The sequence below is a fragment of the Janthinobacterium sp. GW823-FHT01H08 genome (genome assembly GCF_058797855.1).
Genome location: NZ_CM179504.1, coordinates 1 through 20,536, shown reverse-complemented (window position 1 = coordinate 20,536; position 20,536 = coordinate 1). Strand labels below are relative to the sequence as shown.

At 51.7% G+C, this 20,536-nt stretch carries 13 protein-coding genes and 1 pseudogene; 5 read left to right on the top strand and 9 right to left on the bottom strand.

Going from position 1 to position 20,536, the window contains the following annotated elements; genetic code table 11:
• Nucleotides 1-16 precede the first annotated feature (16 nt).
• On the top strand, nt 17-508 hold the full coding sequence (locus AC3RCG_RS00070) for a helix-turn-helix transcriptional regulator (protein ID WP_492404990.1): 492 nt from the start codon (nt 17-19) through the stop codon (nt 506-508).
• 124 nt (nt 509-632) lie between these two features.
• Here AC3RCG_RS00070 and AC3RCG_RS00065 read toward each other — a convergent pair.
• From AC3RCG_RS00065 to AC3RCG_RS00040, 6 genes and pseudogenes are all read right to left on the bottom strand, one after another.
• A pseudogene (locus AC3RCG_RS00065) lies at nt 633-1,056 on the bottom strand (integrase core domain-containing protein); the annotation flags it as partial.
• Nucleotides 1,032-2,894, bottom strand: a complete 1,863-nt coding sequence (locus tag AC3RCG_RS00060) for a TniQ family protein (RefSeq protein WP_492405052.1) — start codon at nt 2,892-2,894, stop codon at nt 1,032-1,034. The gene AC3RCG_RS00060 and the pseudogene AC3RCG_RS00065, both read right to left, overlap by 25 nt.
• 35 nt (nt 2,895-2,929) lie before the next feature.
• On the bottom strand, nt 2,930-3,940 hold the full coding sequence (locus AC3RCG_RS00055; protein WP_492404988.1) for a TniB family NTP-binding protein: 1,011 nt from the start codon (nt 3,938-3,940) through the stop codon (nt 2,930-2,932).
• Complete coding sequence (locus AC3RCG_RS00050; protein ID WP_492404986.1) at nt 3,933-5,924, bottom strand: TnsB C-terminal domain-containing protein; 1,992 nt, start codon at nt 5,922-5,924, stop codon at nt 3,933-3,935. Before AC3RCG_RS00050 ends, AC3RCG_RS00055 begins: the two co-directional genes overlap by 8 nt.
• Nucleotides 5,905-6,546, bottom strand: a complete 642-nt coding sequence (locus AC3RCG_RS00045; RefSeq protein WP_492404985.1) for a TnsA endonuclease N-terminal domain-containing protein — start codon at nt 6,544-6,546, stop codon at nt 5,905-5,907. The genes AC3RCG_RS00050 and AC3RCG_RS00045 overlap by 20 nt, the downstream gene beginning before the upstream one ends.
• A 256-nt stretch (nt 6,547-6,802) precedes the next feature.
• Nucleotides 6,803-7,216, bottom strand: a complete 414-nt coding sequence (locus AC3RCG_RS00040) for a helix-turn-helix domain-containing protein (protein WP_492404983.1) — start codon at nt 7,214-7,216, stop codon at nt 6,803-6,805.
• Nucleotides 7,217-7,503: 287 nt separating this feature from the next.
• Here AC3RCG_RS00040 and AC3RCG_RS00035 point away from each other — a divergent pair, with 287 nt between their 5' ends.
• The 4 genes from AC3RCG_RS00035 to AC3RCG_RS00020 all read left to right on the top strand — a co-directional run bounded on the left by AC3RCG_RS00035 (nt 7,504) and on the right by AC3RCG_RS00020 (nt 14,742).
• Entirely contained in the window at nt 7,504-9,006 is a 1,503-nt protein-coding gene (locus AC3RCG_RS00035; protein WP_492404981.1) for a protein kinase domain-containing protein, read from the top strand.
• Complete coding sequence (locus tag AC3RCG_RS00030; RefSeq protein WP_492404979.1) at nt 9,003-10,163, top strand: UvrD-helicase domain-containing protein; 1,161 nt, start codon at nt 9,003-9,005, stop codon at nt 10,161-10,163. The genes AC3RCG_RS00035 and AC3RCG_RS00030 overlap by 4 nt, the downstream gene beginning before the upstream one ends.
• Nucleotides 10,160-11,587: a hypothetical protein gene (locus AC3RCG_RS00025; protein ID WP_492404977.1), complete on the top strand. Its 1,428-nt coding sequence runs from the start codon at nt 10,160-10,162 to the stop codon at nt 11,585-11,587. The genes AC3RCG_RS00030 and AC3RCG_RS00025 overlap by 4 nt, the downstream gene beginning before the upstream one ends.
• 107 nt (nt 11,588-11,694) lie before the next feature.
• Nucleotides 11,695-14,742 (top strand): DEAD/DEAH box helicase, encoded by a 3,048-nt coding sequence (locus tag AC3RCG_RS00020; RefSeq protein ID WP_492404975.1) that lies wholly within the window; start codon nt 11,695-11,697, stop codon nt 14,740-14,742.
• A gap of 367 nt (nt 14,743-15,109) precedes the next feature.
• Here the strand turns inward: AC3RCG_RS00020 and gyrB are convergent, their stop codons facing one another.
• The 3 genes from gyrB to dnaA all read right to left on the bottom strand — a co-directional run bounded on the left by gyrB (nt 15,110) and on the right by dnaA (nt 20,536).
• A complete protein-coding gene (gene gyrB, locus AC3RCG_RS00015; protein WP_070224768.1) occupies nt 15,110-17,608 on the bottom strand; it encodes a DNA topoisomerase (ATP-hydrolyzing) subunit B in 2,499 nt (832 codons plus the stop codon).
• A gap of 152 nt (nt 17,609-17,760) precedes the next feature.
• The gene (gene dnaN / locus AC3RCG_RS00010; RefSeq protein ID WP_034754341.1) at nt 17,761-18,867 is read right to left on the bottom strand and encodes a DNA polymerase III subunit beta; all 1,107 of its coding nucleotides are present in this window, start codon (nt 18,865-18,867) and stop codon (nt 17,761-17,763) included.
• Between the two features lie 274 nt (nt 18,868-19,141).
• Nucleotides 19,142-20,536, bottom strand: coding sequence for a chromosomal replication initiator protein DnaA (dnaA, locus tag AC3RCG_RS00005; RefSeq protein WP_070224767.1), 1,395 nt, complete (start codon nt 20,534-20,536; stop codon nt 19,142-19,144).

The following is a 20,536-nucleotide window of genomic DNA, read 5'->3' as shown; positions in this document are numbered from 1 at the left end:
TATAGAGTGGTAGCTGATGAACATCTCTGAGGTCGGAAAATCAATCCGCGTTCGTCGTCATGCCGTTGGGTTGACGCAGCAACGCCTAGCGAAACTTGCTGGACTGTCGCGACAGACAGTGCAACAGCTGGAGGCCGGAACTATTGGAGATCTGAGTTTCGGGCGCTTGGTGAGTCTGCTGGGGATACTCGGACTCAATTTTGCTCCGCCATCGATCAAGGCGAGGCAAAAAAAAAACGGTTTGTGGATGGCGGCAAAAAACGCGAGCGTTAGTTACAGGGGGGAGCTGACTAGCGACGAGCTGCAGCAAGCTTTGATTACCGGACAAGTATCTGCCAATCATATGTCCTATTTACTGCACTTCCTAGATGAAGCACCCCTGCAAGTGGTGGTGATGGCAGTTGAGGAAACCGCCCACCTAGAAGCTGTTTCACCGGCAAAAATTTGGGTAAGCGTTGCTCAATTGGCTCGTCAGCTGGGAAGTGTACGTAGCGACCTCTGGCTGTAGAGGCGTTTTACTTTTTTATCTCATTTTCGATGCTGAGCTTATGAAGTGCAGTTTCAGGTGCCGAGTTGTGTTCATAGCGATATACGGGTAACTCCCTATTTTTAGAGCGTGCTAAAAGTAGAGGTTAAGCGGCCATGGCAAGCTTCTGTTTTGGCGTGTGGCCGCCAAGTGCTATGTTGGGCCGGTCGTGATTGTAAGTTCACAGCCAGCAGGTCGCAAAATCCTGAATCGCATCGAGCGTTTCAAACAGGTGATGGGCCAACCAGTCGTAGCGGACCGTGCGGTTATAGCGCTCAACATAAGCGTTCTGCTGCGGCTGGTTGGCTGTGTAAAGTCAATGCGTATGCCACGCTTGGCGACTCAGGCCAGAGGGACAGCGCTGATGTACTCGGGCCGTTATCGCCGCAAATGATCTGGGGTTGGTCACGCCATTCGATGATCCTGTCCAGGAGCCAGATTACCTGTTCGAGCAGCAATCAGAAATCAACCGCGATGCCGCCGCCCTTACGGTTGTAGTTGTCGATCACATTGAACAATCGGATGCTTCTCCATACGCGGATTTACGATTTTTGACTACGTCGTTCATTGCATCGAAAAGATCTAAACATCGGGGAAATAGATAGATTTGCCCACCATCGATTTTTGGGCCGCTGGCCGGTCTGACGCCACGTGCTATAAGACGTGGGATAAAGTAAGACGGAACCAAGTTGAACTGCGCCTGAAGCTCATGACTAAAAACGAATTTATTTGCAAATTCTTCCAAATCTTTTTCGTAGATGAGAACGTGATGGCGCTCGTTATGGAGGACGAAGCGCAATTGTGACCTGTGTACGAATTGATAAATAGCCTCTTGGCGTATACCCAGTTTCCGAGCTGCATCTGGAACGGATATGCACCCATGCATGCCAACTCGACGCTGCTCATTTATCCAGGCAACAAGTGCATTGCGATCGAATAGCCAACTGGGTAGGCCGGAAATGGAGTCAGAGACAGCCAACGGCATGATCTCTCTGTGTATGACTCCGATTATTAGGGAAGGAAATAGAAATTTTTCCCGAAGCAGGTAACGAAGCGCATGAGCAAGCGAAACAAGTTCAGGCCTCTCACGTTCCGCGATGACCGGTAGATCAGAGCCAAACGATATAAGAGCTTTCACATGCTGGTGAGGTATCCCCCAACGTGATGTCCCTGAACCTTTTGGTTGAAAGATTGATTCAATTATTTTTCCGTGCACGAGCTGAGTTGTTCGTGACTTCGTAAGCCCTAATAAATGGCATGTCTGCTGGAGATCAAGTACGTTGTCTAACTCCATCCGCATTTTTGCAATTTGCTGGCGATTCACGCAAATGAGAGATCGGCCGGTATCGGTCTTACTAACATTGGAGTCGATACGACCGTCGTTGATGAGGAGTTGGAGTTTACGCGGTGACGTCTTAAGCTCTTTCGCCATTGCGCTGATCGGGATCCAGGTATGACGTCGGCGCATATCAACAGAAAGTCTTGAATTTCGTTCAGCAAGTGCTCCCCGCCATGTGCGTGAAATATACCCTTCGAATGCTTGCAGAAGAAACGAATATTCAGGATCCCTCAGGTTTTTATAGACGTATTGATAGAAAAATCCGAAACGCTTTGACAGTCGCTGATCTTGTATGTCGATCTCACCCGCCTTGCGCAACGATGCAAGCAGATTGTGGAACTTCTTAGGCCAGTTCATAAGTATGCTTGCGGCTGAATGCGTGAGTGGGCGCACAACATCTATGTCATGTAAATTTCTAATTTTCTGCGAGAACTTGCGTCCATCATTTTTTGCGTATGCGCCAAGTATAAACGCAACCCTGTTTAATTGCTCAAGTGATAATTCAGACAGGTGTGTGTGCGTCGTCGGGCACCGGTAAAGCTTCGCATAGAAAATTTCCGCTAACTGGCGCTCCGCCTGTGAGACGGGCATAGGTTCAGCCGAAGTTAAGGAAAAACCACAATCACAATTGGTCAGGCTTTGACGTCCCCAGCTTAGTTTCTTGCTGCATCCGGGACAGCGCTCTATCAGCGCAACGCCGTGTTGGGGGCAGCTAGTGAAGAGCGTTAATTCCCACTCCCATCTCCATTGCGGCGACTCAGTTAGGCAGCAAGGGCAATAACGGCTATGCCGTTGGTTCCATAGTGACCGTTGTCCTGGGCGGCAAGTTAGCTGCGGACGAATTGCATCGAGCATTGTTCGATTTTGTGGCCAGCGTTGTGTGCCAAGCCGGCGTTCCAGCGCATCAATCGAAGGTTTTCGACCGGGTAAAAGCTGGGCGATGCCAATCAAACCGTTTGCTTCGGCCAAGCGTAATAGGAAACCATACATCCCCTCAGTGGGCGCGCGGGGCGGCCTGCAAAGTAACATACTATCGCCAGGGTGACTTTCCGATCGCAGCTTGTTCATCGCCCTTCCTCCAACTCTACGCCTGGTAAGCGTAATGGGTCCCAATGCTCAAACGGTTCGCCAACTTTGTTCAACTGCCGAAGTTCAGCATCAGGATTGAACGGATTGAGCTTTTTTGGGACATTTCTCCAGACAGACTCCTCAAACGCTTGGGCGAGTATGCTCCAATCAATATAAGATATTCCACGACGACCAGCTATTTGTACTGCCTCATCAATGATCTTCGCGATGTAGTCGATGAGCCCATTCGTTGCGACGAAGAATCTTAATGCTAGATTGGCTTCGTGGAATTCAACACATTGAACAGGTATATGGGAATGTATGGTTTTCAGTAGCCCTCTGAATTCCACTTGCCCTTCGCCCGTGTGGAAGCTAAAAGGGCGAAGTTCAAAGCCTGACGAGAAGCGTCTGGCAAGTTGCTCGTTTAAGTGAATCACGTTCTCAGCCCGCGGTAGTCCCACTACTACGACCGGTATCTGGGCCACATTCAAAACACTTTTCAACCAATCCGCGACCTGATTTGCAACGCTACGACGATGCGTGTCACTAAAGTGCTGAAATTCGTCGATGATGAGTAGTTCAACGCGGCAGGCCTGCAAGAGCTTGAAGATCCGGCGGGTTTTTTCTTCTGTCGATCCTTTGTTCACGTCCGGATCGTACAATGCATGCAGTATGGCTTCTGCCAAGTTTTTCACCGTTGGCATCGCTGGGGTTTGAACTATCAGGACAGGCACAATGGTCTGCTCCGGGCGAAGTTCGTTGGGGAATTTGTCACGGTAGTGTTCGATAAGGGTAGTTTTTCCTGCGCCCGACTGCCCTACTAAAAGCAGCCCACCTGCAATTCTGGCATCACAGCCACGACGATGGATTTGGGCAATTTTTTGCCAGCCTTCACGAAATGCATTGAACTCAATCACTTGATGGCGGATTGAAAAGCCTGTGTAATTCTCGTAATGATCGGGGCCCTTAGAGTGCACCTTGCGCTTCGCCATGGCATCTTTATGCACTGCCTTCTCCTTTCCTTTGCAACGTCCGAGTTGAAACTTTGAATGATGGAAGTTCGTCATCCAATCCAGGATCTACCTGTACTGGCTGAGTCGCTTTGGCTGATTTTTTTGGCGACATGGCTTTTTCGATAGGAGAGCTATTGCGCTGGAGTATTCCTTCGCTGTTATGCTGCGTCAGCTTGGCACCGCGTTTTCGATCCTTCATTTTCTTGCTCTTCAGGGCGTTAGATACAATCTCTTGTATCTCTGTCTTGACCTCAAGCAAACGCTTGATACCGGGCCGGCTGCCATGTTTCTCTCTTGCCGCAGCCTGAATTAAATTATGGACATGCCTGTTTAGGCCCGTGGCATAGTCCCAATCCACAGCGGGCACGCGTACATAAGAATCGTTGGATGGGTTGAAGGCATGAATGTATGACACGTCGTCTTCGTAGTATTTGAGTTTAATTTTGGTCTTTGCTTCCGTCCCATTTCTGCGAAAGATGGTTTGCAGCTCCTCGCTGTTGTACATGAGATTGTCTATTTCCAAGCCATAGTGAAACAAAGTGCGCTCGGCAGGAATTCCAACTAAAACATCCATCTGTTCGGGGTAAGCCGGGAGCTCTACGGTGCGGTTGGGAATGCTCTCGTACCACTTCTCAAGCGGTGTCATGCGTAACTTTCGATGTTTCGAACAGTGATACACCTCAACTACCCACTTCGTCAGCAAGTGCATCAAGGTTTTAAGATCGATTGCGGCCAGCTCTTCCGACGGATAGTCACCCCGCTGTTTTACATTAGAGAAAACGGTACCAGGCAGCCTATGAACGAGGCCCTGGCTGATCGTTCGAAAGAAACGCTCGACTGAACCTTTGTATTCTGGTTTTTTCGCCGGACAATAAAGCAACTGGATCCCTAACTCGAGGCAAATATCGCGAAATGCAGCAGAGTGAAGATCCATGCCGTTATCGGTAGCGATTAACTCTGGGATGCCATGGCAGGGCCATTTTCCCTGGATATCCGGGTAGTTGCTCAGCCAATCATCTTTTGGCAGGATCGCTCGTTTCAAGCATTGAAGAATGGAGAACGATGAAGGTTCGTTGAAGGACACATAGAAACCCATGATGACTCGGCTGTATCTGTCGATTGCGACTGAAAGCCATGGTCTTCCAAGTGGCAACGCTGTGTCTTCATCAATGATGATCAGGTCCAGTGGCGTGTGGTCCACTTCAAGGCGTTCTAGCACCTTGCTGACCTTGACCGTGCCTAGCACTGGTCGATACTTGCGTTCAGCGGCATGCTTACCTAGACGAGAACGATCGACAATTTCCTTTTCCAAATCGTCTATGCGACGATAAACTGTTGCCCTGGATGGGCAGTGGATTTGCGAGGCGTGATCGCGCTGCCTGTTGACTTGCTCAACACGAGTACACAAGTCGTCGTACACTGCCGAGGCTGGATGCTGTTGCTGATCTAAAAAGAGCGTGGAGATGGATTCTTCCAAAAGTGCATCTGCGGCATCGCACTTCGGGCGCCCGGAACGATGACGCATGTCAACTGTTGACTCCCCTGACTTTGAATAGCGATAGCATTTCCACCACCGATACACGGTGATTGGACTTGGCGGATTAAGATCACCAATTTGCGCTGCGATGGCAGTAATCTGCGGCTGAAGTACCTTCGGCACGTAGGTACCAAGATATCCTTCGAGGGCAACTAGATACTTCAGCCGCCTTAGTGAGGACGAACGAACGTGCTCTGGATAAGTGGATAAGTCACGGGGTGTGGTCAGGTAGAAAGCGCTGCTCGACTCAGAAATGCAGCTCTCATCAATAACGAGCTCTCGTCTGAGCCACTTGCAATTCAGTTCCGATTCCGTGTAGGTGACGATCTCGCCGGCCTCATCTTCGAGTTGTAGTTTTTGATTCGCCAGTCGTCGAATCAGCGTCCACGTACGTTGACGTTCAAGAAACCGCAGGCCTTTTCTAAAAGTAAAGCGAATCATTTGGTGCTTCTCCGTGCGTAAAGGATATACGTGTGCAATGCTGGATTGGTTGGCTTAGGTCGCAAAAGGCCAGACCGGAAGCGAGCAAGCGAAACACGAAAGAAATCCCGCCAAGCGTCTTCGCTAATGTCTCAACGGTCCAGTCCTCACGGTTTTTCAGCTCATGCAACTGCCAAACTGGCGGCTGGTCGACGCGTGCAGCTTTGATGTGATATGCGCACTGTGTTAGGTTGGATAGTCTGGGTTGCTTGCGGATTTCATCGTCAGTCAAAATCCAAAATTGCCGCGACTGCCGTTGATAGCTGGCTGCAATCAGGTGCAAGCGCTCGTAAACCAGTTTGTTAGAGAGCTTTTTCTTGGGCTTAACTTCTACGTGTGCAATAGATCCGTTTCGCAGAGTCAATGCGAAGTCGGGGTAGTACCTTCGAGGGACAGAGCCGTCGTAGTACAGCTCAATGGATGGCTGTTCCTCATATGAGACAACGCCAGGTGAGAGCTCGAACAGGATGATCGCGTCGCGCTCGAGCAAGGATTCCCACGCGACCATTCGCTGGTTCTTGGTGGATGGGAAAAAGCCGCGAATGCCCCGGCCAGATGGTGTGACAACCTTCCTCATTGCCATAATTGTTACCTCGTCAAATTTGCAGGCGTAACGGCGCCCTCGCGACGTTTTAGTCGACGTCGCGTATATAAAAAACACGAAATTTGGGACGAAAAATTCCCTACCTTGGGAAATAGACCAAAGCGATCGTGTAACGAATGGAGGGGGGCGGCTTGACGCGCGCAGTCGGTAGCGCGATACTGGAGATTCCTAGGTTCCCGTAGCACGCAGCTATGGCTTACCAAAAACGGGGCAAGCCAATAGGTTTGTCCCGTTTTTACATCTGCGCCTCCGTTTCTTTCGAACCATCCCTCTCAGGCAACGGCAGACCGTTCATGGGCACGTCCAAGTTCAAGACTGCTCGAATTGCCTGAAGTTGAGGGAGCGGAATGCGATCAATTTTGTCCCATAATTCGCTGCAAAGGCGAAACGCTTCGGGATGCACCTCGCGTGGAAGAACGAACCGTTGTTGTGATTGCTTAACAACCTTGGCGAGCTCTTCCTGCTCTTGAGTTGTCATCTTGAATGCACTGCTTAGACGTGCGATGAATTCCTGGTTTGAAGGGTTCTTCGTGCCCAGTTCGAGGCCGGAGATGTAGCTCTGCTCATAGCCCAGCATTTCGGCAAGCTTCGTTTGGCGAAGGCCAAAGCGGTTCCTAAGGTCCGAAAGATAAACCGAGAAGGGGCTCATTTTATTGCTGTTCTAACGTGTGTAATACCCAAAAGATAGTATTTAGCGTAAAAAATGTCAATAAGTCTTTGATTTTAAAGGAATTGTGATATAAAAATGTCAGAATTCTGACGTTGGAAAAAATGTGAGGGTTACCAACGTAGATGGCTATGCGTGAGATATCAGGTCAATGGCCGATTCTCATATCGGTCGCAGTTGTGCAATTGTAAAAAAACTGGTCATTATAAAATTTTGACACTTTAACCCTAAATTAGTAATAAAATTGCCTTTCCGGTAGGAAAGGATACATGCGTCTGAAGACCGTTCTTTCCTGCCTTCATTGTTTAGTCTTTTCGCCCCAGCATTTTTTCGGAGATGTAATGCCAGCACTGGATGAAGGAGTAATCAAGGACATTTCAGCTAGACTAGATCGCTATCTCGCTGGAAAGAATGGGTGGGGAAAGCCATCTTTTCTAAAGGCTGGCGGTTCTGCTGGCGTATTTCGTGTCGATACTCCTGATGGCGTCCGGGCTGTCAAGGTGTTTGATCCGATTTTCCTAATCGGACCTTCTGGCGCGGCCGAGCGAAAGCGGCTTCAAATCCAGAATCGCCTAATTGGTCATAGTTGTCCTTCACTTATACAGACATACTGTGTGGAGGAAGCAGAGGGAACTGCCTTTGTAGAGATGGAGTTCGTGGCATGGCCCGAACTGACTGGCCAGCTTGCTACACTGCCAGACGGTGCCGTGGTCGCTCTGATTACTCAACTCGTCGAAGCGGTCCGATATCTCGAAGAGCTAGGAATAGTTCATCGTGATATTAAACCGGAAAATATTCATGTTTCTCCGGATTTCAAATTACTGAAATTGCTGGATCTTGGAGTGGTCCGCGATATAGATACGTCTGAAAACGATGAAGCGGCGATAACGGATCATGGGAACAAGCGTCCATTTCTCGCAACAGCGCAGTACAGTCCGCCAGAATATCTTTTTCGCTTAGATGAACCCTCCACCAGACTTTGGAGGGGAATCAATATCTACCAAGTGGGAGCGGTCCTACACGATCTCATCATGAAACGTCCGCTGTTTACTAGCGAGATGAATATGGGAAACCGATGGCTGGTCGCGAGGGCAGTGCTAACAAAGACTCCTGAGTTCACCGATGCCGAACCTGGTCGACTAAGCGCGCTTAAGGCGCTGTCATCTCGATGTTTGGTTAAGGACCTGGACCTTCGACTCCAGCTAGTCGGTTGGGATGACTTTGTATTGGAGGGTGCGCAGGACCCGCTCATGGCTCTAAGTGCAAGGTTGTCTCGTGGATTGAGCACAGCTGGTGAGCAAGCTCGTGCATCGATACAGTCGCGTCTTGACTTTGACAGGAATCAATTTTGTAGTCGATTTATTGACCGGATTCGAAATCAACTTATAGCTACATGCGGGCCAAAATTACCGCTTACGTTGCGCGACCTGGGTGGTGAATACTTGCTCGTTTTTGGAGTTCGATCAGAAATAGAAATCGACTGCTACGTGCACGTTGAATGGCAAATTGGAATCTATGAGCGAGCCGCCAGCGTGTCAATTAGTGCGCACCTGCGCTGCTCTTCGAGCGATCTAAACGCAGAACCCAAAAGCAAAATTGCGGCAGCTATGGCAGTTATTCAGGATGGCGAAGATGAGGCAGCAAATAGTGTGCTTCGAGTAATATCGAGTCTAGTCGGTCGAGGGCTGGATGTAATTGAGGCTCATCCTGAAATTGAAGCACTGCACGGCTTAGATCTGGGCCTGGACTATGGCAAAGGAAATTCGCAATGAATTCGACTTGGTGGCGTTCGATGAAGCAGCTGGATGATGACCAGCTTAAGTTCGTAAACCTTCCGCGAGAGGGGCGGCATTTGCTCGAGGGCCCTCCAGGGTCAGGCAAAACTAATTTGCTGTTGCTCCGAGCTCAATATATGGCGGGAGAAGGTGAACGTAATATATTGATCTTGACATATACGAAGGCTCTTGCTGATTTTATTCGTACTGGAATTACCACAGAGGGTTTAATATCAGACGGACAAATTCGAACATTCCATTCTTGGGCGTTTGATTACATCATCAATAGTTTGGGAAGCTCTCCAATCTCAAAGTCTGATGAATTTGATGATGCTGCGAGGCTAAAGATACTTGAGTTTATTCAGAAAGCAAATGCTCAACGTCCCTCAGAGTACCCGTACAGCGCGATATTCGTTGATGAAGCGCAAGACCTCACCAGTTCCGAGTTAGCTGCATTGTTATGCTTGAGTGATAAAGTTTGTATTTGCGGCGATTCAAGGCAAGGCATCTATCAGCGAGACGGCATGGATGCTGCATCTGCTCTAAATCTTGAACGGCATGTCCTTAGCCGCCATTTCCGCATAGGTCAGAAAATTGCACGTGTTGCTGATAGGTTGCTCCCTCCAGTGGCAGGAAGTGACACGTTGGAGGCAACATCAAACTATGATCCTCAAGAGCAAGGAACTGCCACTGCAAAAATGCACGAATGCACATCGCGTGACACGCAATTCGCCGCTATGCTTGAGTTGATACGAATTCAGCTCGATGCTTTCAATGAAGATACTATTGGAGTTTTTTGCGCCACTAGAGAGACGCGGCAGCAGTTGCGTGAATATTTCGATTCAACAGAATTTTCTTCTATCGTTTGCGTTCATGGACAGGACAAGGATGCGACTTTTGGGGGAGACTTTCGGATTCATGTAATGACAATACATGCGTGTAAAGGAACAGAGTTTAGAGCAGTTCACTTGTTCGGAGTAGAAGAGCTCGCAAACCATCCATTTCGCCGGACCAAACTGGCCTACACGGCCGTGACTCGTGCAAAGACGGCATTGAATGCATACCGAACCGGTTCCACAAGCGTGGCGCTTGAAAATGCGTTTTCTGAGCCCAAGCACTTTGACCCAAAAAAACTTTTCCCTGGTGATGCATGAAAAACATGATTGGCACTGATTTTTACTGGCACTCATACTTGCGTGACACGTTCGCTCGAGCGTTGCTTGACGGGGAGCTTCAGGCAGGCAGTCTTGGGAATGCTGGCGCAAATACGCCGATTTTCAAAGAAGGTCGACTTTTAGTAGGACATGCATCGCAAGAGAGAGCTGACCATAGCAGTCTTCCATCGATGATCGTGATACAGGAATCGACATCGGCCGATACTCTCTCATGGCTGAGAACTTTCGCACCGCCTACTTCGCCGTTGAGTCAATTTGCACGCGTGATTACGAATACAGATTGGGAACGCTTTGTAACTACCACCGAATCCGATATAGCTCATCGCCCGCAGCATGCAAGTCGGTGGGCCGGCATTGTTCTGGGCGAAATGCTCGCCCAAGGAGATGGCGAAGCCGATTTGCTTTCACTGCCATTGTCACGCGCAGGGGGGTGTTTTTCGACTGCAATTGCGCGCACTTCACTAATTTATGGTGGAAACGTAGCGTCAGTGACATGCGTAGATCGTTTGCGAAAATTGGAGGCAGATAGACGTTTTGTGCGACGCGTAGTTGCTGTGGATGATCTCTTGCCGGTCTGGGCAATAGCGAACGCGCTCCAAGATGAAATCGTTTCTCCCACAGAAATTGCTCCGCTAGTTGTAGAAGCTCTATTTGATTTCAGCTCTGTATCACCCAATGCTGTGGCTCCTACACAAGTGCCGCAGCTAGGGGATTTCCCTGAGCTTTTCAGTGACTCGGTTGAGGAGCGCGTGCTTAGTTTTCAGCGGCTTACTGCGAAGGCAACTTCCTTACATAGTTCTGATGTGAAAATTACAGCCACAATTGCGGCAGGAGCATTCTTAGTGGGGCGCGGAACTTCTCATAGCTTCCTGCTTGGGCGGCTTCGGCGACAGTTCCCTGCCGCATATGTCTGGTTTGGTCTAATGGCGGCGCTTTCTGGTTCAGTGACCTGGGACACGAATTGGGCTCGGGTCTCAAGAGGAATTGAACGGGCACTTAGAGCAAAATTCGACTGGGCAGAAGTACCTACGACAGATATTTGCTGGGTTGAATATGCTTGGATGAGTTCCGTTTTTGATGGAATTGAAGTTTTTAAGTCAATTCCTAAAGCGTACCCTCGTGTTTTGTCCATAGAAGTTATACCAGGGGCTTCATGTCAGTTCCGCTTTGTATCGGACATTCAGGAAGGAGAGCGCGAACTTCCATTGACACCGGAAAAGAGCGTTCGCGAAGCTGAGTTAGAAATAGCACTCGCCCAATTTGTAAGTTTGGCGAGTAAGACTCGTCACTATGTGGAGGGAGTTTTGCAAAATTCGAGAGCTTCACAGTTGGATCTCAATCTAGAGAGCGAACAGAAACCTAAGAGCTCCCGACCGAAGCGAGCCAAAAAAACGACGTTATAAGGATAAAGTCTAATAGCGGAATTACATCTTGCACAAATTGTAAAGCTCTGAATGACGATGTTCGTGCGCGAAGTTACCCAGCGCAGTAAACGCGCGGGAAGGAAATAGTGGATCAAGCCATAACGAACGACCTCGGAATTGATAAAATAATATGGGCCGCGCTACGTGAATGCCAGAGGAGCGCAGTCCGTTGCGGTGTAGGTTATCTCAACACTCCGCTAGATCAACAGGAGCACAAAGCTTGCTTGCTCAGTCTCCCCACCGGTGCAGGGAAATCAGGAGTTATAGCGACGCTTGCTCACTATGCACCACAACACAAAGTACTTGTACTCTGCCATAGGCGTTACGTCTGCAATCAGCTCGCCAAGCAGATCGCGGGCGAGTTCTTTAAGAAGGCGGCGCCAGTTTCCATGACTGCACAGCGAAAGGTTCATCGCTCAATCAAGGAAATTGATCAGAATGGCATATTTGTGACGACTTTCCAGATGCTCTTGCGCCAGACACCAGAGCACCTTACAAAGATTAGAGACCAATTTGATCTCATCATCATTGATGAAGGACATTCTGAACCGTCGCCCGTGTGGCGCACCTTGGTCCGCGGAACGCACGCCCATCGAATCATAGTCACTGCGACCCCTTACCGTAATGATCTCTTCCAGTTTGACGTTGGTACGCAAGCGAGTTACATCTACACTTTTGCGGAGGCTGCGGAGGACGGAGTTTTATACGCTCCGAGCATCGAGTCAGTGACTGAGTATGAACTCGACGCTGTTATTTCGGCTTTCTTAGCGAGGGATTCAGAGCTAAAGTGCATCGTCAAGTGTAAGAACTTTGACGAGGTCCAGCAGTATTTCGACCGACTTTCAAAGCTCGCGCCGACGATTGCAGTGCACGATGCTTATAAGAATGACTCGCGTCAAAATGAACGCGTGTCGGTTCCTCAAGACATCGCCACGAGTTCGTACCGCATCCTTGTTCATCAGCATAAGCTTGATGAAGGCGTTGATATCCCATGTGCGAAGATGCTCGTCCTAACCTACGTAGTTGGTAGTGGCAGAGAACTCGTTCAAACAATCGGTCGAGTGGTCCGTGCATTCAAAGGGGTCGATCCGGTTGTGGTCGAATTGGATGACGACTCAAACCTGGTCATGTGGGAGAGCTATCGTGATTTTGACGAGTCGCTAAGAACAGCAGCCGGCGTGTCGAAGTTCCTTAACTCGTTAGACAGTGCGAAGTTGATCGAAATGTACTTGGATGCATTCCCAAACTATAGCTATCATCAGAGCCGTTTCGTCGGAAAATTTGACATTAACGATTTTGAACCAGACAAGGCTCTAGTCATTCCGACGGCGTCGATTTGTTTCCTCACTACGCAGGGCAGTTTTTCCATCAATCAGGCGGTAGACACCCTATATTGGCGTTCGACAAATTGTGGAGAATTGTGCAAGACCTTTAAGTCGAATGGTACTTCAATACATGTTGTGTTATCCGTAGCATTCAATAAATCCAGGTTCTTGGCGAACGAACTTTTCTTTGAGCCTAGCCTCGAAATCACATTGATGCGTGTGTTGAAGAATGATGTGGTTGCTGTGTTTGACAGCCGCGGCCGATCATTCTCTGGCGATACTGAACTTGGACTAACACTTCCCTTGTCGCAGGAACAGCTGTTGAAGGTAATGATAAGAGATGGCAAGATGCGCCCAAAGGAGACGAGCACACGTGCCATCGGAAGGCCAGCTCGCCGACCAGAGTCAATGCACCTAAAAAGCCCCAATCTAGATGAGCTCGGAGGACAGCAACAATTTTCCGGCTACCGGATGTCAACGTTGAAGTGTGACACCTTGAACAATCAAGGGAAGAAATCTGGAACTTTCTATGTCGGCGTGGACGCCGGGCGAATCTCAGACCACAAAGATCACCAATTCAGTTTATCCGACTTGGACGAGTGGTTTGAGATGATCGAAAGGTGTCTCACATCGAACGAGGTAGCAACAAGTCGCGTACTAAGCGCATTCGCGAAGCCAATTGTTCCTAGTAGACCGCTTGAACTCGAAGCACTAATGTTTGAATTTGATGGTGGAGAAAATCCTATTAGTGTAGAGGTTGATGGGATACGAAGCGAATTCGACGATGAGTTCGTCTTCTATCCATGCGTAAATCAGTTTGAACTGATCGAAGGAGTTAAGGGAACGCTCATCGATGTTAGCGTGGACCTGCAGGAGCCTTACCTGGCGTTCTCACCCCGGGGAAATATGGATGTGTATGCCGATGGGGTGGACAACATTAGCGACCTTTTGACTCAGAAGTTGAGCAAAGCATTGTTCAAAGATGGCATCACATATTCTGGAGGTAGATTTTACGAATTGCGTTTGCCAACACAGGGGGGATTTGAAATCGAGAAGTCTGAGCTGGGTAATATTATTGTTGGACTCCCAGCTTTACAGCAGATAGGTCTGACCGAGAAGGGGGCGAGTTCCGGACCGTTAAACGATGAGTTTGATTCGTTGTCCGTGTTCTACCTGATCGACAAGTTGAAAAATTTCTCGTTGGCGAATCCTTCACTCGCAGACTTGGGGCCCTTTTACGATTATGTCGCTCATCCGGACATTCTGTTGTGTTCAGATATGGGAACAGAGCCGGCTGACTTCGTCGTCTCCTCAGCAGAAAAACTTGTTTATATTCATGTGAAATGCGGGTCTTCAAGCAAGCGCCCGGAGTCGTCTGCTGGTGCAATTGCTGAAGTTGGTTCACAGGCGGTGAAGAACTTGGAGATGCTAATTACAAGCGACCGAAATTTGCTTGCCGCGAACTGGTCTGAGCTGCTCAATGACTGGCCAACGAATGGAGCGGCAAATCGCCTCAAGAGTCGCATTCGTATGCTAGATCGCAAGCGTTTCGATGAGTCAACGTCGGATTTGGAGTCGGAAATGACTCGCCTATGGGAACTCATCGCCGATAGGCGGAGGAATCACGCGGTGAAAAAAGAGGTGTGGATTGTTGCTGCAAACAGCTTCTCAAGAAATCACTTTGCCGCTCAAATGAATCACGGCGCAGCCGGGAGCAGCGAATCGCTTCAAGCCTATCAGCTAATCCAGGGATGGATTGGAGCATGCTCCAATCTCGATGTTGAGCTTCGTATCTTCGCTGCTCCATGATGGCTAGGGCTTGAAGGAATTTGCCTATCCCACACCTACTTCACTATCGGTTGAGTTTCGCGGATGTTGGACCGTCGTCTGGGACAACCTTGCTCGTATAGCAGCGTAACCGTCTATTTGACCGGATGCGAGCTGCACGTTGAGACGCACGTCCCCCTCTCAGATGAATACGTAGTCATGACTGACTAGTGCCGCTACGTGGATAGAGGGGCACGTTCATATTGTAAGGATAGTTTGCGAAATCAACTTTCATCATTCGGTAATTTCCAAATCAATATATGAAAACGGCGGCCATTTTAGGTAGCCGCCGTTTTTTCAAATAATGAGATTTATTTCATGTATTTTGAGATCCTACAAATACCACCGCTTACACGTCAATATTGCCCGCGCGCAGCGCATTATTTTCAATAAACGCGCGGCGTGGTTCCACGTCGTCGCCCATCAGGGTCGTGAAGATCTGGTCCGCCGCAATGGCGTCTTCGATCTGCACTTTCAACAGGCGGCGCACGGTCGGGTCCATCGTGGTTTCCCACAGTTGGTCCGGGTTCATTTCGCCCAGACCTTTGTAGCGCTGTTTCGAGACGGTGCGTTCGGCTTCGTCGCGCAGCCATTGCATGGCTTGGTGGAAGTCGACCACGGCGATTTCCTTCATGCGCTCGCCTTCGCCGCGGCGGACAAACGCGCCTTCGCCGATCAGGCCTTCGAAGGTGGCGGCGCCGCTGCTCAGCACGGCGTAGTCCGGGCCTTGCACGAAGTCGGCGTCGATGGCGCTGACTTTGATGTTGCCGTGGTGCATGCGCTCGATGCGCAGCATGTGTTTTTCCGACAAGTCGTCGGAACGCACATGCACTTTCACGGCGCTGTCGTTGATGGCCGTCTGCAGGGCCAGGGCGGAAGCTTCCGCCAGGTCCAGGGTCGACAGGTCCAGCTGCACGCCCGTCATGATGGCCGTCAGGGCGGCGCGGTCGATGACGCGCGTCAGACGCGTCATGATGGTGTTCGACAGGTTGAACTTGCGCACCAGTTCCGTCAGGGTGTCGCCGGAAATGCCTTCCGCGCCTGTGCGCGGCACCAGCACGGCCGTGTTCAGCGCCACCGTCATCATGTAGCTCGCTTCCTCGGCGTCATCTTTCAGATAGCGCTCGTCGCGGCCCGCTTTCACCTTGTACAGCGGCGGTTGCGCGATGTAGATGTGGCCGCGCTCGACCAGTTGCGGCATCTGGCGGTAGAACAGGGTCAGCAGCAGGGTACGGATGTGGGCGCCGTCGACGTCCGCATCGGTCATGATGATGATGCGGTGGTAGCGCAGCTTCTCGACGTTGAATTCGTCCGGTCCGATCGAGGTGCCGAGGGTGGCGATCAGGGTGGTGATCTGCTCCGAGGACAGCATTTTTTCGAAACGGGCTTTTTCCACGTTCAAGACTTTACCGCGCAGCGGCAGGATCGCCTGGAACTTGCGGTCGCGTCCCTGTTTTGCCGAGCCGCCTGCCGAGTCACCCTCGACGATGTACAGTTCGCACAGGGCGGGGTCTTTTTCCTGGCAGTCGGCCAGCTTGGCCGACAGGCCCAGGCCATCCATGATGCCTTTGCGGCGCGTCAGGTCGCGCGCCTTGCGGGCCGCTTCACGGGCACGTGCCGCTTCGACGATCTTGCCGCAAATGATCTTGGCGTCGTTCGGTTTTTCTTGCAGGTAATCGGCCAGGGTCTTGGCGACGATCTCTTCGACAGGACCGCGCACTTCGCTCGATACCAGCTTGTCTTTCGTCTGCGACGAGAATTTCGGTTCCGGCACTTTTACCGACAGGACGCAGGTCAGGCCTTCGCGCATGTCGTCGCCGCTGATTTCCACTTTCGCCTTCTTGGCGAACTCGTGTTCATCGATGTATTTGTTGATCACGCGCGTCATGGCCGCGCGCAAGCCCGTCAGGTGGGTACCGCCGTCGCGTTGCGGGATGTTATTCGTGAAGCACAACACCTGTTCATTGTAGGCATCGTTCCACTGCATCGACACGTCGACCGAGATGTTCGTATTCTGGTCCGACAGGCGCTCGCCCGTAGCTTGGAAAATGGTCGGGTGCAAGACCGATTTGGCCTTGTTGATGTATTCGACGAAGCCGCGCGTGCCGCCTTCGAAGGCGAAGATTTCTTCCTTGCCCGTGCGCTGGTCGGACAACTTGATGTTGACGCCATTGTTCAGGAAGGACAGTTCGCGGATGCGCTTGGCCAGGATTTCGTAGTGGAATTCCACATGCGTGAAAATCTCTTCGTCGGCCCAGAAGTGCACGTCGGTGCCGCGTTTGTCGGTGTCGCCGATGACCTTGATCGGTGAGGTGGCGACGTCGCCGACCATGACGATCTGGCGGTCTTGCGGCACGCCGCGCACGAATTCCATGTAATGGACCTTGCCGTCGCGGCGGATGGTCAGTTTCAGCAATTTCGACAGGCCATTCACGCAGGACACGCCCACGCCGTGCAAACCGCCCGAGACTTTATAGGAGTTCTGGTCGAACTTGCCGCCCGCGTGCAGTTCCGTCATGACGATTTCCGCCGCCGAACGCTTCGGATCGTGCTTGTCGTCCATTTTCAGGCCGGTCGGCACGCCGCGGCCATTGTCGGTGATCGAGATCGAATTGTCGCTGTGGATGGTGACGTGGATTTCCGTGCAGTGGCCGGCCAGCGATTCATCGATGGAGTTGTCCAGCACTTCGAATACCAGATGGTGCAAGCCGGTGCCGTCCGAGGTGTCGCCAATGTACATGCCCGGGCGTTTGCGTACGGCTTCCAGGCCTTCCAGGATCTGGATGGAGGAGGCGCCGTATTCTTCCGTTTTGGCCTGGATCGGGGTGTCTTGTGGATTCTCGGACATGGACTGCTTTCTCAAATAACGATTGCTGATTGATTCGGGGCTGCTGGCTGATGACCGTAGGTCGGGTTAGCCGGAACGGCGTAACCCGACAGACGGCGCTCAGCATGTCGGATGACGCTGCGCTCATCCGACCTACGTCACTGCTGTGGTCTTTAGATCCGCATCGGCATGACGACATATTTAAAGTCGGCATTGTCCGGGATGGAGATCAGGGCGGACGAATTCGAGTCGCCCAGCGCGATGTTGACGTATTCGCATTTCAGGTTGTTCAGCACGTCCAGCAGATACGTCACGTTGAAGCCGATGTCGACGGAATCGCCGCCGTAGTCGATTTCCAGCTCTTCGACGGCTTCTTCCTGGTCCGCATTGGTCGAGCTGATCTTCATGCTGCCCGGGGTGATGATGCAGCGCACGCCCTTGAACTTGTCGCTGGTCATGATGGCGGCACGTTGCAGCGAGCGCAGCAGTTCATCGCGGCCGATGGTGAAGTCGTTCTTGTAGCCTTTAGGAATCACGCGCGTGTAGTCGGGGAACTTGCCTTCCACCAGCTTCGAGATCAGCTCGATGTCGGCAAAGGTCAGTTTCACCTGGTTGGCGGCGATGTCCAGCTGCACCGGCTCATCGTTCTCTTCCAGCAGGCGCTGCAGTTCGATGATGGTCTTGCGCGGAATAATGACTTCCTGGCGCGCGAACGTCTGCTCGGTGGCGACCTGGCAAAACGCCAGGCGGTGGCCGTCGGTGGCCACGGCGATGACATTATTGCCATCCAGAACCAGCAGCAAGCCGTTCAGGTAATAGCGGATGTCTTGCTGCGCCATTGAGAAATGCACCATGTTGAACAGGTGCTTCAGCGTTTTTTGGGGCAGGGTGACGGACGCGTTGTAGCTCTCCGCCTGTTGCACGGTTGGAAACTCTTCCGCCGCCAGGGTTTGCAGGGCGAAGCGCGACTTGCCCGTTTGCACGGTCAGGCGCTTGTTGAGCAGGGTCATCGTGACGTCGCCCGATTCGGGCAGGGCGCGCAAAATGTCGAGCAGCTTGCGCGCGGCCACGGTGGTACCGGTGACGTCCGCGCCGGAACCGATTTCCGCGTGCGTGGTGATCTGCACTTCAGTGTCGGTCGACAGGAAGGACACATTTTCACCGTCTTTGCGGATGAGGATATTGGCCAGAATCGGCATAGTGTGCCGACGCTCGACAATACCGCTCACGATCTGCAGTGGCCGGAGAAGGGTATCTCGGGTGGTTTTGACCAATTGCATATTTATCCTCAATGTATAGGTTGAACAGTACGACGTTTAACGTATTAATTTAACAATTCTCGCCATGGGGAGCCCCGACAGACCGGCTGCGGCGCCCTCCCAGATAATAAGGGTAAAGCACGTTTTGAGCCAGTCTTGCCCAGTCGTGCTTGCAACGCCTGACAAAACCGTAGCGAGCGGCAGTGAGTCGTGGCCGAGACGCGGAGCTGTGCTTTAGCACAGTGAGCATCGGAGGCCGCGAATCGCGACGCGCAGCAGGTTTGGTCAGGCGTTCTTAGCCTTTCAATGTTTGCTCCAGTACATGCAATTCATGGTTGCATTCCGGATTCTTGGTGCGGTCCAGCGCGATCTTGCGCACGGCATGCAGCACCGTGGTGTGGTCGCGGCCGCCGAACAGCTCGCCGATTTCCGGCAGGCTCTTCTGTGTCAATTCCTTGGCCAGGTACATGGCGATCTGGCGCGGCCGGGCGATATTCGCGGGGCGGCGCTTCGAATACATGTCGGCCACCTTGATATTGAAGAAGTCGGCCACGGTTTTCTGGATGTTTTCCACGGAAATCTGACGGTTCTGCACCGACAGCAAGTCCTTCAAGGCTTCCTTGACGATATCGATGGTGATGTCTTTGCCATGGAAACGCGAGTACGCCAGAATTTTGCGCAGCGCGCCTTCCAGCTCGCGCACGTTCGAGCGCAAGTGCTTGGCGACAAAGAAGGCCACGTCGTCGGAGAAGGTCACGCCTTCCTGCTTGGCTTTTTTCAACAGAATCGCCACGCGCATTTCCAGTTCCGGCGGTTCGATGGCCACCGTCAGGCCCGAGTCGAAGCGCGAAATCAGGCGGTCGTCCATGCCCGTGATTTCCTTCGGATACGTATCCGAGGTGATGATGATCTGTTTCTTCGCAGCAATTAATGCCTCGAACGCATAGAAAAACTCTTCCTGCGTGCGGCTCTTGCCGCCAAAGAACTGGATATCATCGATCAGCAGCATGTCGAGCGAGTGATAGTAGTGCTTGAAATCGTCGAAACCCTTGCGCTGGTAAGCGGTCACTACGTCGCGAACGTACTGTTCTGCGTGGATGTAGCGTATCTTCGCGCCCGGATTGTCGGCCATCACCTGATTGCCGATGGCGTGGATCAAGTGGGTTTTACCCAGGCCGACGCCGCCGTAAAAGAACAGCGGGTTATACGACACGCCCGGATTGTTCGCCACCTGGATGGCGGCGGCGCGCGCCAGCTGGTTGGCCTTACCGGTCACGAAGCTGTCGAAGGTCAGGTCGGTGTTGATGCGGCTCTGCTCGCGGCGCGGCGCGGCGCCGATGCTCAGTTCCGGCACGCTCGGCTGCGGCTCTGCCGGGCGCGCGCTGGGCGCGCCGCCATTCGGATCGCTGGCCGGGGTGCTGGCGGTGACTGGCTTTTTCGGCAGGGCCAGGCGCGGGTCGAGCACGAACTGCACTTCCGTCGGCGCTTCGAAATACTGTATGGCCAGCGCCGTGATGCGGCTGGCGAACTGGGTCTTGACCCAATCGAGCTTGAAGCGATTGGGCGCAGCAATGCGCAGCTTGCCCTCTTCGTAATCGAGAGGGATAAGCGGTTTGATCCACGCACTGAATTGTTGCGGTGTCAGCTCCAGTTCCAACTGCGCGGAACAGGCCTGCCAGAAATTATCCAT